The organism is Pseudanabaena biceps PCC 7429, from assembly GCF_000332215.1.
Classification (GTDB): Bacteria; Cyanobacteriota; Cyanobacteriia; order Pseudanabaenales; family Pseudanabaenaceae; genus Pseudanabaena; species Pseudanabaena biceps.
Window position 1 is genome coordinate 24,697 of sequence record NZ_ALWB01000015.1, and the last position, 14,923, is coordinate 39,619.

Sequence of the window (14,923 nt, forward strand, 5' to 3'; positions counted from 1 at the left end):
AAATAGATATTTATAGGTATTTACAGGTATCTATAGATATTTTTAATATGAATTTTTTAAGTAGGTCACCCTTGATTATAGGTGACAAATATTTTTCTAGTGTTCTTTCTACTACCGTTTACGGTAGCCCTTATTATTTGAATATTATTTGAATATTATTTGAATATTATTTGAAAGTCATTTTAATCCCACCCGCAGGAGCAAGGGTAACTCCTCGACGTTGTGGTTTTACGGGGTGGCGATCGGCTAACTCCAGTTCGTAATGACGCAAAATCGTAGCTAAGACTATTTTCATCTCAAATTGCGCCAAAGCCTCACCCACGCAGCGACGGACACCACCACCAAAGGGCATAAATTCATAGGGAGAAAATTGCCGCTCCAGAAACCGTTCGGGCTTAAACTGATCGGCCTTCGGATACAAATCCTCGCGATGGTGGAGGAGATAGATGCAACCAATCACGATGGTTTGGGGTTCCAAATTGTATCCTAGCAATTCCACTGATTCTTGTTCGACAGCTCTGGGGAAGGTCAGCATGGCAACAGGATGAATGCGCAGCGTTTCGTTACAGACAGCAGTGAGATAGGGTAACCGAAAAATACTCATCCAATCCGTTGGATCAACAATGCTTTTTTGCTCCTGCAATAGTTTCTCTTTGACCTCTGGTAAACGATGGATCCAATACAAAGCCCAAGACATTGCCGTGGCTGTAGTTTCATGTCCCGCTAGTAATAGGGCTAGTAGTTCATCCCGTAACTCTAAATCGGTCATGCCTTTTCCTTCTTCATCCCGCGCCAATAACAGCATCGTTAGAATGTCAGTTCGACTGGGATCGAGATTGGCTCGACGTTCGGCAATTTCTAAATAAACCAATTTGTCGATCGCCTCTCTTTGGCGCACAAAATTACCCCAAGGGCTCCAAGCTCCTAGATCCTTTTGTAGAGAGGGGAAAAATAAAAATGCGGAGGTTAATGGAGAAATGAAAAGTTCGGTCATTTGGGTCAGCAATTTTTTTATTTGCTGACAGCGATCGCCTTCATACAGACCGAACACTGCTTGGAGAATGATTTGCAGTGAAATATCCTGCATGGCATCACGGACTAGAAAAATCCTGTTAGAGGGATTTGCCTTTTGATTGTGGGCTAAAGGATTGGTAGCTAACTTTTGAAAGACTTTATTGGTTAAGTCAAAAATCAACTGTCCGTAGTCTTGCATTCGCGATCCGTGAAAGGCTGGCATGACCAACTGTCGGCGTTTCCTATGACTATCGCCATCCAAACTAAATATGGAAGAATCTCCCACGACTGGGCGCAAAATACCATTCAATTCCCCAGGAGCGCTAAATTGTTTGCGATCGTTCGTTAAAATTTGCTGAATGGCTTGGGGGTCATTCACAAATATGATTGAGTTACCAAAACCAATGATTTTTGCCGCAAAAATATCTGGATATTTTTTTACTGCTGTTTCCATATAGCCAATGGGGTCGGCAATCCACTGAATTTGCTGCCATAAAGGCATAGTTTCAATGGAGTTGACCGATTTGAGCATACTTTTAGTTTTGGACATATAGGACATATATTTGGGACATATTTGGGACATATTTGGGACATATTTGGGGTATATGTGCAGATGGAGGTGAATGGGTTTCGGATAGGGGATTCTTTGAGAGATTGCGAGCAGCTCTATCTCCAAAATTTTAAGAATCTCAACGTTTTGCGGCGATCGCCCAGTAATTGAGCTTTACTCAAGATATAGAGACTATAGGTTTAAAAACTAGGTTTAAAACAATGTTTCAACAAATTTTATTAGCTGTTGATGGATCGGGGCGATCGCGCGAAATGATGAATATGCTGCTAGCCTTACCTAGTATGCAAAACTTGCAAATCAATGTCCTCCATGTTATCCCCAACTCCATTAACTCGGATGCAATTACTGAATATCGCTTAGCAGGGGAAAAAATTGTCGAAAGAGAAGTTAAAAATTTGCGCTTAGCTTCTGGCAATAGTACTGTTTCCCTGCTGAAGGAGGGCGAACCCAAAGATGTCGTATGTAAAGTAGCCGAAGAGTTAAAGCCTGACCTATTGATTATGGGCTCCCGTGGGATGGGTCGCCTACAAGCAATTTTGGCGAACTCGGTCAGTCAATACGTTTTCCAATTGTCCGACTCACCCATGTTACTCATCAAGGATGATGTGTACATCAAAACCATTCGCAATGTGATGGTGTCCGTCGATGGTTCGGCATCGTCCAATAATTGTCTTGATTTGGCAATTAAACTGGTAAGCGGTGCGAAGGATGTGGAAATTTTCTTAGTCAGGGTAGTAAAACGTAAGGAAGATGCTAATACTAGCACTGACCCAGTTCTCGTCGAAGCGAGTGCTAAACTCAAGCGATTGAATATTCCATCGCGCTCTTTCATCAGTTCAGGTGACATTGGCAAAGAAATTTGTAAGCTTGCGGATGAGGCAAATGCTAGCTTGTTGATGATTGGTTCTCCCGATCGCCGTCCTTCGATCGCCCGTAGTTTACCCGATCTCGATCGCTTACTAGGTTCGTCGGTATCTGACTACGTGCGTGTCAATGCGACCGTCCCCGTACTACTAACCCGCACCATCGAATAGCTATACCAAGTAAGCAGCTATACCAAGTTAAGAAATGGCTACGCCATTTCTTAACTTGAAAACCATTAGGGACTTGCGATTTAATAAAGTACCAAATATAAAACCAGAATCGGTGGCGCGGCTCCGCCGCGCCACCGATTCTGGTAAATCTGGATTGGTATCTTATTTTCTCGCAAGTCCCTTACTAGGTTTAGTTTTTAATTCACAAAAGTGTTGTCACACTTTCGTGAATTAGCGTGAATTAGTATTAAGCGCAAATAAAGAAGAATAAGAAGAGACGACACGAAGCGTCGTCTCTTCTTAATATCAAAGCTATATCAAAGATTAATGCTTGGGGTGGCGATCGCTTTATGTTGCCTTTCTTGTTTAAGTGCATAATTAAATTTGAGGGAATAATTGGAAACCACGCCCTCAAATTCTGCGTCCTAGCTACCTATGAAATCGCCACAATCCCCCCAGCCACCCCAGCCATCATCAAAGCCAAAGCCACCTCAATCCAAGTTGATGACCCAAATCCATCAACTCACTCAGGTAGTTAATGGCGTATTAAAAATCAATCCGAAAGAGCATGTCCCCAAGCTGGAAGTGCGCCGATCGCAAAAAGATAAACCTGAAATTTATGACTTAGTGGGCGATCGCTATATTCTAGGACGCAGCACGGGTAAATGCGATATTGTTGTGCAAACGCCTCTGGTCAGCCAAGTTCACGCCCAGCTAGTCCGCGATCGCACCCAAAAAAAATCCCAATTTATCCTCCAAGATCGCGACTCGACCAATGGCATTTATCGCAATAAGCAGCGATTAAAATCAGTCCCATTGCGCCACAAAATGACAATCACCCTCGGTCCTCCCGAACTCGTCGAGGCGGCGACTATTCGCTATCTCGATCCTCCTCCTTGGTATATTCGGACGCTGCAATATACGGGAATTGGCATCGGGGCGATCGCGGGGACGATCGTATTAGCGATCGCTTTTGAAGTTAATCGAGTACCCGATCTCAAGCCGTTACCCGTTACCCAACAAGGTCCCGTGGAGGTTTTGGCGGGGGATGGGCTAAAACGTCTCGATCCTACTGATATTGCCAACCATACCGAATATGCGAACCTCGGAGAGTTTGGACAGTTTATCCCGAAAGCGGTAATTGCTTCGGAAGATACTTCTTTTTATTGGAACATCGGGGTCGATCCCATAGGGGTAGCAAGAGCGATCGTGACTAATGTCCGTAGTCGCGGAGAGCGTTTAGAAGGGGCAAGCACGATCACTCAGCAGTTATCCCGCAATTTACTCGGCAAGACCTATGTAGGAACCGACGATTCCGCAGGGAGGAAATGGCGCGAGGCGGCGGCGGCGATTAAACTTACCTTTACCTATCACAAGGACGAAATTCTCCGTCTTTATCTGAATCGAGCCTATACGGGGAACGGTGTATATGGGTTTAAGGATGCGGCAAAACTATATTTTGGGAAAGAAGCGTCAGAGCTAACCCTCTCGGAAGCGGCGACCCTTGTCGGGCTGCTCCCCTCCCCTGAAACGATCAATCCTTTTAAAAATAAGAACCTAGCGATCGAATATCGCGATCGCATTCTCAATCGGATGGCAGAATTGGGGATGATTACCGATAAGGATGCCGAACGGGCAAGGCGATCGGTGCTGATCCTTAATGAATCTGCCAAAACTAAGTTGCAAGGCTCGGTTGCCCCCTACTACTACAGCTATGTCTTTGAAGAGTTGCAGGATATTCTCGGCGATAACTTTGCGAGGGAAGGCAATCTGATCGTCGAGACCAATCTCGATATTGATATGCAAAAGGCCTCGGATGACTCCCTCCGCAATGCGGTAGCGCGTGATGGTTCGAGCTATGGGTTTAGTCAGGGGGCGATCGTCACCTTAAATGCTAGCAATGGGTCGCTCCTTGCGATGACGGGGGGTGTCGATTACAAAGCCAGCCAATTTAATCGTGCGGCTCAAGCATTACGGCAACCAGGCTCCACTTTTAAGTTATTTACCTATGCCGCCGCCGTGGATCGCGGCATTTCTCCCAGCAGTACCTATTCCTGCAATGCCCTCGCGGGCGTTGCAGGCTGTCACAATGGCGGTAGTGGGGCGATCGATATGTATCGGGGCTTCGCCCTCTCGGAAAACGTGGTAGCTGTCAGAATTGCCGACGCAACGGGGTTTGATAACGTCGTGAAAATGGCAAGAACTTTAGGAATTACCGCCAAGCTGGATGCCACGAGTAATATGGTTTTAGGCGGGAATGAGGTGAAAATCTTGGAGATGGCAGGAGCCTATGCCACCGTAGTCAATGAGGGCAAATACAACAAACCCCATGCCATTAAACGCATCCTCGATAGCGCTGACTGCCAAAACCCGAAGGATCGCCAAACCTGCCGCGTTATTTTCGATGCCAGTACATTTTTAAAACCAAGACAAGCGATCGATGCTGGGGTGGCAAGTACCATGGTCGATATGATGCGTGGAGTCGTGCAGTATGGTACTGGGCGATCGGCCGCCATTCCCCAAGGTACGGTGGTTGGCAAAACAGGAACTACCGACGAGGGGCGTGATCTCTGGTTTATCGGCGCAGTACCGCGACGAAATCTCGTGGCTGCCATCTGGCTTGGCAATGATGAAGGAGTCACGAATGGTTCAAGTGCAGTTGCTGCGCAGGTTTGGGGTGATTATATGCGTCTCGCAGTTCGCTAATTAGAAAGTATACCGTCCGTTAAGCGGACGGTATGCTTTCTAATTTTGGATTTTACTTGTGTTTGGCTACTTATATAACAAAGCTCAAAATGGCGTAGCCATTTTGAGCTTTGTTATAACGTGAATTCGGGATAATTTGAAACGGGCTTTGGGAAAGGGTTTGCGTTGCCAACCCTTTCCCAAAGCCCAAAAGTAAAAGCCTTGCTACGCAAGGCTTTTACTTTTGGGCTTTTAAAGTTTGCCAGCTTAACCCGAACTGACGTTATGCTTAGCCGATGGGATGGAATATAAAAATTTTTGCGAAAGTTTTGTCAAAAGCGCTTGACGACTGCCATAGGTGCTGTAGTATTGATTCCGACTTGTTGATTGAAGCGACGCTTTGCACCGCTCTAATCTTATAAAAAAATTACGTCTTAATCTCAAGCGACATAGGAGCTACATCTGTGAATAAAGGTGAACTAGTAGATGCGATCGCCGAAAAGGTATCCGTATCCAAGAAAAATATCGAAGTGATCGTTACTGCTGCCCTCGAATCAATTGTTGATGCCGTGGCTGACGGAGATCGCGTAACTCTAGTGGGATTCGGTTCCTTCGAGCCACGGGAACGTCAAGAACGCGAAGGTCGCAACCCTCGCACTGGCGAAAAAATGGTAATCGCGGCGACTCGTGTTCCTGCCTTCTCTGCTGGCAAACAGTTTAAAGAAAAAGTAGTTGAGTAATTCATTCTCATTTACTCTTCTTTTTTAATCATCAAACTGTAATCACCTCCCAATGGGGGCATGAAGCTTACCCATTGGGAGATTATAATTTGATGATGCTTGCGTAGGAGAAACTCTGTGTCAGAAATGTTGTGGTCGATCGTAGTACCCACCTATAACCGTTTGCCCATTTTGCAAAAATGCTTGGCAGCATTAGAGAGACAGACCATAACTGAACCCTACGAAATTATCGTCATTGACGATGGCTCCTCCGATGGCACAGTGGAGTTTTTGACTAGTAATCGCGATCGCTATCCCCATCTGCGGCTGTTAACCCAAGACCATGCCGCCGCCGCTACGGCTCGTAACTATGGCATTGAATCGGCTCTCGGTAAATATATTGCCTTTGTTGATAGTGATATCACGGTCAATCCTGAGTATCTTCAGGCCCATACCGCAACCCTCGCTCAAGGGGAAAAAGTTTATAGTTACGGGCGCATCGTCGATACTTGCAATCTTGAAGCTCCTGATTCGGAGATTGTGCCTGCTTTGCCTATGTTTACGGCAGCCATATTTGACACTTGCAATTTAGCGATCGCCCGTAAATGGTTGATTGAGGCGGGCAAATTTGATACGGGCTTTTTCCAATATGGGTGGGAAGATTTCGAGCTGGGAATGCGCGTTAAAAAGCTGGGTTTAAAACGTTTAACCTGTGCTGGGGCGATCGCTTTCCACTATCATGCTAAATTTTCGATCGATAAAATTCCGCGCCTGCTCGATCTGGAAGAACAACGCGGTCGAATGAGCATTATCTTTTATCACAAACATCCCACTTGGGAAGTTAGGTTAATGATCCAAAAAACTTGGCTGCATCTGGCAATCTGGGGCATACTCACCCTTGGCGGTGCACTCAATGATCGTACTTTAAAACCTTTCTTAGGATGGCTGTGCGATCGCGGTAAAGCGGAAGTGGCGATGGAAATTTTCCGAATTTATATGAATTGGTATACCGTAATTTGGATGTACCGCAATTGGGATAAAGAAAGCAAATTACTGTTTAACGCATAAGTAGCTAAGACCTAAGGTCAGTTCGGGTTAAGCTAGCAAAATTTAAAATCCCAGAAGTAAAAGCCTTGCTACGCAAGGCTTTTACTTCTGGGATTTGAGAAAGGGTTGGCGTAGCAAACCCTTTCTCAAATCCCACTCAAAGCCCAAAATCTTAACTGCACATGGTTCCGCCATTCTTATAGCTATATTCACTTACAGCGCTTTGCGCCCAAACCCAAACCAAGGAAATTTTTGAAAGCGTTGCAAAGCAACGCTTTCAAAAATTTCCTTGTAGTTCGTTTGATTGGTAATTGCTGTAATACCAATTTCCAAAAGTGTGGCTACACTTTTGGAAATTGAAAAACAAACCCAGTAAGGGTTTTCAAATCACAAAATGGCGTAGCCATTTTGTGATTTGGTATAACTTCAGTTCTGGTTAAGCTGGCAAATTTCAAAAGCCCAAAAGCAAAAGCCTTGCCTAGCAAGGCTTTTGCTTTTGGGCTTTGAGAAAAGGTTTGCTTAGCAACCCCTTTCTCAAAGCTCGTTGCCTAAGCGATATTAGGGGAATTCATACTTAGCAGTAACAAGTCGAAATTTGCCACTTTGCGGATCTTCAAGGGGTTTAAATTTATATTCCTTAGCTGTCTCCTTGGCAATATCATCTAACTCTTTAAATCCACTGGACTTTAAATAGAGTTTTTTAACCTTACCGCTAGGATCAACCAGCCACATAAATATTACCGAACCACTTTTTCCCGCCACACTAGATACCTTGGGAGCGATCCATTCCACTCCTTTTTCTCTTTCGGGACCAGTTGCTGATATTAATTTCCCCTCAGGAACAATCCTTGTATTTATAACCGCTTGTTTTGATAATAAATCGATAAATTGTTGGTCATTGGTGGGATAAGGCGATGAAATGTTGACGATCTCCGCTTCATTGCGATCGCCATTATTAGAATTCGAGGCAACTAATCCTTGTGAGTTATTGGGAGTTTTGGTTGGTTTAGGATTGGGATTGTTTTGAGGAGGTGACGTAGGCGAAGTTGGTTGATTTTTGATGCCCCCATTTTGAAATTCAGGCTTCAGATTACTATTATTGGTCGGTTTAGTTGGGGGATTGCTGTTATCGATTTGTCCCGATGCGGTAAAGCGAGATGGAGGATTTGTGGGTGGAGTCGATACGCGAGGTTGGGGTTTTACCGATTGGTCGGGCTCTCTGGTGTATTTAGAGAGGGGCGAAGTTGACATGCCCGAAAAATCGGAGGATAACGGGGGAAAATCTTCTAAATTATCTGGGGAATTTAGATCCAACGAAGTTAAAGGTGAATTAAGCGATGTATTGGGAAATGAATTGAGGGGTGTACCAATTTTATTGGGAATAGGTTTGACAAATAGGTTGCCGAAGAGAGATTTGTTTGGTGCGGTAATAGGTGATTTGGGTGGTAATTTGACAACAGGGAGAGTTGAGACTACTAATGGTTCTGGGGGTGTCTCGGTCTTTTTAAGTGGATTGGGGGTAATGAATGCAAAAGCAGCATGAATTCCAAGAGAGCTAGCTACAAGTACCCAAAAGGGATATTTGACAGCGAGGTTACCTGCCTTATGCGTAAATTTAAGGATGGAACTATGCAGTGTAGATATCTGCGTGCGCTTCATCTCAGGTTGATTGGTTTGACTTACAGTTAGGTCGCTTAGGTCACTCTTCGGTTCGGTTGGCAACATGGATTTTTGTAAGTAGGTGAACTTAAGGAAATGTAAACTCTGAAAAAGCCGCAATATGATTTCTACAGATAGGGATGCTTTTTGATTTTTCTGGTATTTATATAATATTTATCTGGTATTTAATTTCTGGTATTTAATTTCTGGTATTTAATTTCTGGCATTTAAAATTTCTTGGATAGCGATAGCCACTTAAAGTTAATACATAAAAACCAAGCATAGCGTCGCGGTGCAAAGCACCATCCATATATGCATTTTGGAATTGTCTTAACATAACTGACTACCGCTATACTTACTTGCCTTTTTGTTGGAAACCGAGCTAGAAATGACGAAAAATGACTAAGATCGCGATGTGGCGATCGCCACCCGATTTCCCGCAATTGCTCTTAATTCTGATAGACGACTAATCACAATTTGATAGGAGACATTGGAGTCATCGGCACTAAGTACAACCATCCCCTTGCTAGAGATTGCTAAGAATCTACTAATATCTTGGGCTAATTGGGAGGAAGAAATAAATTTTCCATCCTTTAGCATTTGTCCCGCAGGATCGAGGGTGATTACAAAAACATCTTCTGGCTTTAGCCCTTCTGAGTTCGATTCGCCCTTAGTATTGCGATCGCTAATGGGTAAATCAACACCAATGCGACTGGGCACGGTAAGGGCAGCGGATAACAGAATGAAAAACGCCAGAATTGAAAATACTACATCTAGCAATGCAGTCAGATTAATTTCAGCGTTGGCAGATGTTGGGTATTTTTTGCGAAGTTTCATAAATCAACGATGCTCATATCCATGGGACGTATTTATGGCTAGATTGTTTCTTGAGGTTTGGTGTAATTTACTTCGACAAGGGTATGTACATTGCCACGAGGACTGAAATCACCTTTGACATTAATTCTAAGAGGATCGCTAGCTTTTACAAAATCATCCAAAATCTGATTTACGGCTTCTTCGTGGGAGATGAAGCGATCGCGATAGCTATTGATATATAGCTTAATTGCTTTCAGCTCGACCAATAATAGATTTGGGGTATAGGTAATATGAATGGTGGCAAAGTCAGGATAGCCTGAAAATGGGCACTTACAAGTATATTCGGGAAGAGTAAGTTGGATGTTATAGTCTCTGCCAATTCTAGGATTTGGGAAAGTAGTGAGCGTTGCTTCTGCGATCGCTTGTTCGCCGTACTTAACAGTCATATCTGCTCTGAAATAAAAATAAAATTGCGTAGGATGAAATAGCGAAGGATTCGCTTTCTTCTTCTAGCGTAGCAAATTTAATCAGCAAAAAAGAGTGGCGCGTTGCGCCACTCTTTTTTTGAGGGATTTTTACTTTTCCTAGGGATTCCTTCTACTCAAATAAAATGAAGTAGTACCAAAACTAAACAAACGTGAGTTCGAGATAATTTGAAACGGGCTTTGAGAAAGGGTTTGCTTAGCAAACCCTTTCTCAAAGCCCAAAAGTAAAAGCCTTGCGCAGCAAGGCTTTTACTTTTGTTTGCAAACCCTTATTAGGTTAGGTTTTTAATTCACCGCAGTGTTTACACATTTCAGTAAATTGTGATACCGCGCCGTAAGTGTCTGGGCAGCTTCATTTTTATTTTTAATGTTTTTTGACATCATGGGGTTGAATTACCCCATAACCACCATGATTTCGTTCATAGACAACGTTGATTTCCCCTGTATCAGCATTGCGGAAAACATAGAAATCATGGTCGATTAACTCTAGACGCTCTAGAGCCTCATCAACGGATAGGGCGGGCATGGCAAAATACTTATTTCGCACAACTTGAGAAGGTAATTCAACCACCCGATTGTCGTTTGGCAATGGTAAAGGAGGTTGTTCGAGTACCGCAACACTAGTTTTTGCCGCCGCTCGCTCGGTCTTGCGCTCCTTAAATTTACGCAACTTGCGTGAGATTTTGTCAGCTACTAGATCGATGCTGGCATACAAATTCTCACTCTTCTCCTCAGCGCGGATCACCGATCCATTGGCGTACACTGTTACTTCTGCCGATTGACTAGAAGCAATGCGAGGGTTACGAGCCACTGAGAGATGGACATCCACCTCGGTCGTTAATGCTTGGAAATGGCTCACCGCTTTGTCGATCTTTTGCTCGACATATTCGCGGATGGCTTCCGTGACTTCAATATTCTTGCCTTGAATTACAAGTTTCATCTTTATAACCTCGCTTCTGAGTTCCAAATCAGCCAAAATAAAGTTGTGGCGCGTAATCTTGTTTTAATTACCCCATTACGCCGAATAGCTGATTTGGCTATGCGATCACCATAACACTTTGCTAGGGTCAGTAAGCCAACTTTGATGTACTTCTTAACGTAGATTTAATAACCAAATTCGATGTTTTTCAAGCTACAGCCGCGAAAAACGCTAAATCTAAAAATCAGAGATCAACTTGACCAGCCAAATCTGTACAAATAACTTCAAACAAGGTTGCTACTTATCACTTACGATTGGCATTGTGTATCGCCTGTTTTAAGCTATTCACATCTAAGCTATTTAGAAAAAGCAAAGTGAGGTTCGTATGAGTTCGGCTGTGGAACTGTGGCAACGTTATCAAGACTGGCTGTACTATCACGTAGATTTGGGTATCTATGTGGATATCAGTCGGATTGGATTTACGCCAGACTTTATAACACAGATACAACCTAAGTTTGTCAAGGCTTTTGCAGATATGAAAGCCCTAGAGTCGGGCGCGATCGCCAATCCTGATGAGCACCGTATGGTTGGACATTACTGGTTGCGATCGCCTGAACTCGCCCCTACAGAAGAATTACGTCGAGATATTACGGAAACTATTGATCGCATTGAAGATTTCACCCAAAAAGTCCATGCCGGGGATATTCATCCACCGACCGCCGACCGCTTTACCGACATTCTGTCCATTGGCATTGGTGGATCGGCTCTAGGTCCCCAATTTGTTGCCCAATGCTTTGCTAAGGCGGATGTGCCCCTCAAAATTAGCTTTCTGGACAACTCCGATCCCGATGGGATCGATTTAGTGCTCGATCTATTAGGCGATCGCCTTAGCACCACCTTGGTTTTGGTTATCTCTAAATCTGGGGGCACGCCTGAAGCCGCTAATGCGATGAAAGAAGTTGAATTTGCTTTTAAAAAAGCAGGGTTAGACTTTGCCAAGCAAGCCATTGCGATCACAGGGGTCGGTAGTGCCTTGGAGAAATATGCGATCGGCAATAATTGGCTCGATCAATTCCCCATGTACGACTGGATTGGTGGTAGAACCTCAGAACTATCGGCTGTTGGTCTGCTGCCTGCCGCTTTGCAAGGTATTAATATTCGTGACATGTTGCGCGGCGCAAATTTAATGGATGCGGCTACTCGCAACGAGGATATGCGCCAAAATCCCGCCGCGTTGCTTGCTATGGCATGGTACTTTGCGGGGAATGGCAAAGGCGAAAAAGACATGGTAGTCCTCCCCTATAAGGATCGACTTCTACTTTTTAGCCGTTATTTGCAACAACTAGTAATGGAATCTCTTGGGAAAGAAAAAGATCTTGATGGCAATACCGTATATCAGGGGATTGCCGTCTATGGCAATAAAGGTTCTACCGACCAACATGCCTACGTACAACAATTGCGTGAAGGCGTTCCTAACTTTTTTGCAACTTTCATCGAAGTTCTGCAAGATTCCGCCAAGACTCATCCTGAAGTTGAAGAAGGTGTGGTTACAGGTGATTACTTGTTAGGGTTTCTCCAAGGAACTCGCAGCGCCCTCTATGACAATGGTAGAGATTCAATTACAGTGACGATCCCCGTGGTATCCGAACTGACGGTCGGTGCGTTAATTGCCCTATACGAGCGGGCGGTGAGCTTCTATGCTTCCCTAGTCAATATCAATGCTTACCATCAGCCTGGAGTCGAGGCAGGTAAGAAAGCTGGCGCAAAAGTCCTTGCTTTGCAAAAGAAACTCGTTGACACCTTGCGATCGTCAACCGTATCTCTTTCATTACAAGAGATTGCTGTCAAAATAGACGCTCTAGATGAAATTGAATCTCTGTATCATATTGCTCGGCATCTTCACGCCAATTGCAAAATTCTATTTGAAGGTGATTTATCTAAGCCCATGACTCTAAAATTGATGTTGATCCCTCAATAGATTGAGCTTTAGTCTTCCTTAACGTAAGTTTTGCTTAGGACATAAAACCCAAAAGACAAGTGGTGGAGCTTTGCTCCGCCACTTGTCTTTTGGGTTTTATATAAATAGCTGGGCATAATCAAAACCTATAGCGCACGCTGCGCGTGCGCTATAGGTTTTTGGGTTTTATATTTAATTGTGCTTAGCTATTTAACACCAATTCACGAAAATGTGACAACACTTTTGTAGATTAAAAACTAAATCTAGTAAGGGTTTTCAAGTTAAGAAATGGCGTAGCCATTTCTTAACTTGGTATTATTTAGATGATAAGTTCAATTGATAGCGCAAAAATAGTTCCGAATCGTGGTGATAAAGCGATCGCAATTTGAGTTTTGGTAAATCACTCCCACCGAGCCCGAAGCCTGTGCCACCTAAAACCGTCATATTATCCACACCGCCCACTAGGTGAGGCGATAAGGTCAAAAATAGCTCGTCAGCTAAGCCCTGTGAGACTAGCGAATAATTTAAACTGGGACCACCTTCCACTAAGAGCCGCTTTACCCCAAGTTGCTCGAACAGCCGTGATAAGCCCAGCTTGAGATCGATCTGGCGATCGCGGGTTGGAAATCGAAAAATTTGCGCCTTCTCCGTCAGCCAATCCGCAATCTTGGTATCCTCACCCGTTAAGACAACTCGTAGGTCTTTACCCGCATCCCAAAAACGATGATCGCTCGGCAAATCACCTGAAGTGCTAATCACTATGCCGAGGGGTTGAGGTTGGGGGAAATTCTTTTGACGTTCCTCAGCTAATTCGGGAGGGATGGTAGGAATGAAGGCATCATGGCGCAATGTCGTTCCACCCGCTAACACAGCATCAAATTGCGATCGCAATCTTTTCATTAGTAGGCGATCGGGGCGCGATCCTAAACCTGTTAGTTGACCAGCATAGGTTGTGGCTTTCCCATCGACGCTAGACACCATATTAAAGACGATATAGGGACGCTTTAAAAACTGCTGGCGATCGCCTAAATTCTCACAATCAAAAGCTATGCCTGTGGTAGGAAATCCCAATTCTTCAAAGTTATAGATGCGATCGTGAGAGGAAAATAGGCAGTTGTACATAATCTCCTAATAAAGCTTCTGATAAAGCTCATAATAAAGCTCCCAATAAGCCTCCCAATAAGCCTCCACTAAGGCAAGTAAAATCAGCGAGCGATTTTGCTTGCCTAAAAACGAGGAGCTTAAAAAATTATTGCTTCACCAATTTTACTGGCTGACCATCCGCCTGTAGTTCTTTGCCATCGGCAGAGAGCGTATAAGGAACCTTGGGAGCGGCTTGAGGTGGCTTTTCTCCATTCACTGATTCCACTTGAGAAAAAGCTTTGCCATCTTCGATCGTAAATTTACCAACGGTCTTGATTTCTTGTACTTCGTCCTTAGTAGAAACTGCCTTGAGATTGGCTTCAAAAGAACCTTCAGGCTTGATCGTCCATTTACCTGTTACAGACTTAACGCCTTCTTTTTCAGCTTCAGCCAAAACTTTAGGATCTAAAACTACGTTATATTCCCCAGCAATTTTATCAAGGCTAGCAGGAGTTTTATTTGATGATGATTCGGTAGGTTTTGCGGAGGGAGATGCCGATGCGGAGGGAGATGCTGATGCAGAAGGAGATGCCGATGCGGAGGCAGTAGGCTTAGCGGTGGCTTTAGTTTCGGTTGCGGTTGGTGCAGGTGGTTGCTGGCAGGATGACACGACCGCAACACAACTAACAGCGATCGCGGCAAGGATACTTTGCTTTAAGGAATAATTGAGTGATTTTTTCACGATTAATTTGGAGGTGTAATTGACGGTAAGTGACTTGAGTTACTCGATATTATGCAAGATACTCTACGCATTATTTTTTTAGCAAATCTTTTGCATCATAACCTATCGTCAGATCGCGATCGACTTCTATCCATAAGTAACGTCAGTTCGGGTTAAGCTGGCAAATTTTAAAAGCCCAAAAGTAAAAGCCTT

At 44.1% G+C, this 14,923-nt stretch carries 12 protein-coding genes; 5 read left to right on the top strand and 7 right to left on the bottom strand.

Going from position 1 to position 14,923, the window contains the following annotated elements:
* Nucleotides 1-166: 166 nt before the first annotated feature.
* On the bottom strand, nucleotides 167-1,573 hold the full coding sequence (locus PSE7429_RS03255) for a cytochrome P450 (protein ID WP_009625624.1): 1,407 nt from the start codon (nucleotides 1,571-1,573) through the stop codon (nucleotides 167-169).
* A 212-nt stretch (nucleotides 1,574-1,785) separates the two neighbouring features.
* Between PSE7429_RS03255 and PSE7429_RS03260 the strand changes: the two genes are divergently transcribed.
* From PSE7429_RS03260 to PSE7429_RS03275, 4 genes are all read left to right on the top strand, one after another.
* Nucleotides 1,786-2,619, top strand: coding sequence for a universal stress protein (locus tag PSE7429_RS03260; RefSeq protein ID WP_009625625.1), 834 nt, complete (start codon nucleotides 1,786-1,788; stop codon nucleotides 2,617-2,619).
* 435 nt (nucleotides 2,620-3,054) lie between these two features.
* Nucleotides 3,055-5,325, top strand: a complete 2,271-nt coding sequence (locus PSE7429_RS03265) for a transglycosylase domain-containing protein (protein ID WP_009625626.1) — start codon at nucleotides 3,055-3,057, stop codon at nucleotides 5,323-5,325.
* 443 nt (nucleotides 5,326-5,768) lie between these two features.
* Entirely contained in the window at nucleotides 5,769-6,044 is a 276-nt protein-coding gene (locus tag PSE7429_RS03270) for an HU family DNA-binding protein (protein WP_009625627.1), read from the top strand.
* Between the two features lie 117 nt (nucleotides 6,045-6,161).
* Nucleotides 6,162-7,091 carry a glycosyltransferase family 2 protein gene (locus tag PSE7429_RS03275; protein ID WP_009625628.1) on the top strand — a complete coding sequence of 310 codons (930 nt, stop codon included), beginning with the start codon at nucleotides 6,162-6,164 and terminating at the stop codon, nucleotides 7,089-7,091.
* Nucleotides 7,092-7,628: 537 nt separating this feature from the next.
* Here PSE7429_RS03275 and PSE7429_RS03280 read toward each other — a convergent pair.
* From PSE7429_RS03280 to hpf, 4 genes are all read right to left on the bottom strand, one after another.
* Nucleotides 7,629-8,795, bottom strand: a complete 1,167-nt coding sequence (locus tag PSE7429_RS03280) for an energy transducer TonB (RefSeq protein WP_009625629.1) — start codon at nucleotides 8,793-8,795, stop codon at nucleotides 7,629-7,631.
* Nucleotides 8,796-9,131: 336 nt separating this feature from the next.
* Nucleotides 9,132-9,566, bottom strand: coding sequence for an ExbD/TolR family protein (locus tag PSE7429_RS03285; protein WP_009625630.1), 435 nt, complete (start codon nucleotides 9,564-9,566; stop codon nucleotides 9,132-9,134).
* Nucleotides 9,567-9,604: 38 nt separating this feature from the next.
* Complete coding sequence (queF, locus tag PSE7429_RS03290) at nucleotides 9,605-9,991, bottom strand: preQ(1) synthase (protein WP_009625631.1); 387 nt, start codon at nucleotides 9,989-9,991, stop codon at nucleotides 9,605-9,607.
* Nucleotides 9,992-10,394: 403 nt separating this feature from the next.
* Nucleotides 10,395-10,970, bottom strand: a complete 576-nt coding sequence (gene hpf, locus PSE7429_RS03295) for a ribosome hibernation-promoting factor, HPF/YfiA family (protein WP_009625632.1) — start codon at nucleotides 10,968-10,970, stop codon at nucleotides 10,395-10,397.
* Between the two features lie 364 nt (nucleotides 10,971-11,334).
* Here hpf and PSE7429_RS03300 point away from each other — a divergent pair, with 364 nt between their 5' ends.
* Nucleotides 11,335-12,927, top strand: a complete 1,593-nt coding sequence (locus PSE7429_RS03300) for a glucose-6-phosphate isomerase (protein ID WP_009625633.1) — start codon at nucleotides 11,335-11,337, stop codon at nucleotides 12,925-12,927.
* A gap of 294 nt (nucleotides 12,928-13,221) precedes the next feature.
* Here the strand turns inward: PSE7429_RS03300 and PSE7429_RS03305 are convergent, their stop codons facing one another.
* A complete protein-coding gene (locus PSE7429_RS03305) occupies nucleotides 13,222-14,028 on the bottom strand; it encodes a RibD family protein (protein ID WP_009625634.1) in 807 nt (268 codons plus the stop codon).
* 127 nt (nucleotides 14,029-14,155) lie between these two features.
* Nucleotides 14,156-14,731, bottom strand: a complete 576-nt coding sequence (locus PSE7429_RS03310; RefSeq protein ID WP_009625635.1) for a hypothetical protein — start codon at nucleotides 14,729-14,731, stop codon at nucleotides 14,156-14,158.
* Nucleotides 14,732-14,923: the final 192 nt, after the last annotated feature.

Coding starts and splice junctions, on each gene's coding strand:
- PSE7429_RS03255 (WP_009625624.1), bottom strand. CDS start 1,573: ATGTCCTATATGTCCAAAACTAAAAGTATGCTCAAATCGGTCAACTCC.
- PSE7429_RS03260 (WP_009625625.1), top strand. CDS start 1,786: ATGTTTCAACAAATTTTATTAGCTGTTGATGGATCGGGGCGATCGCGC.
- PSE7429_RS03265 (WP_009625626.1), top strand. CDS start 3,055: ATGAAATCGCCACAATCCCCCCAGCCACCCCAGCCATCATCAAAGCCA.
- PSE7429_RS03280 (WP_009625629.1), bottom strand. CDS start 8,795: ATGTTGCCAACCGAACCGAAGAGTGACCTAAGCGACCTAACTGTAAGT.
- PSE7429_RS03285 (WP_009625630.1), bottom strand. CDS start 9,566: ATGAAACTTCGCAAAAAATACCCAACATCTGCCAACGCTGAAATTAAT.
- queF (WP_009625631.1), bottom strand. CDS start 9,991: ATGACTGTTAAGTACGGCGAACAAGCGATCGCAGAAGCAACGCTCACT.
- hpf (WP_009625632.1), bottom strand. CDS start 10,970: ATGAAACTTGTAATTCAAGGCAAGAATATTGAAGTCACGGAAGCCATC.
- PSE7429_RS03300 (WP_009625633.1), top strand. CDS start 11,335: ATGAGTTCGGCTGTGGAACTGTGGCAACGTTATCAAGACTGGCTGTAC.
- PSE7429_RS03305 (WP_009625634.1), bottom strand. CDS start 14,028: ATGTACAACTGCCTATTTTCCTCTCACGATCGCATCTATAACTTTGAA.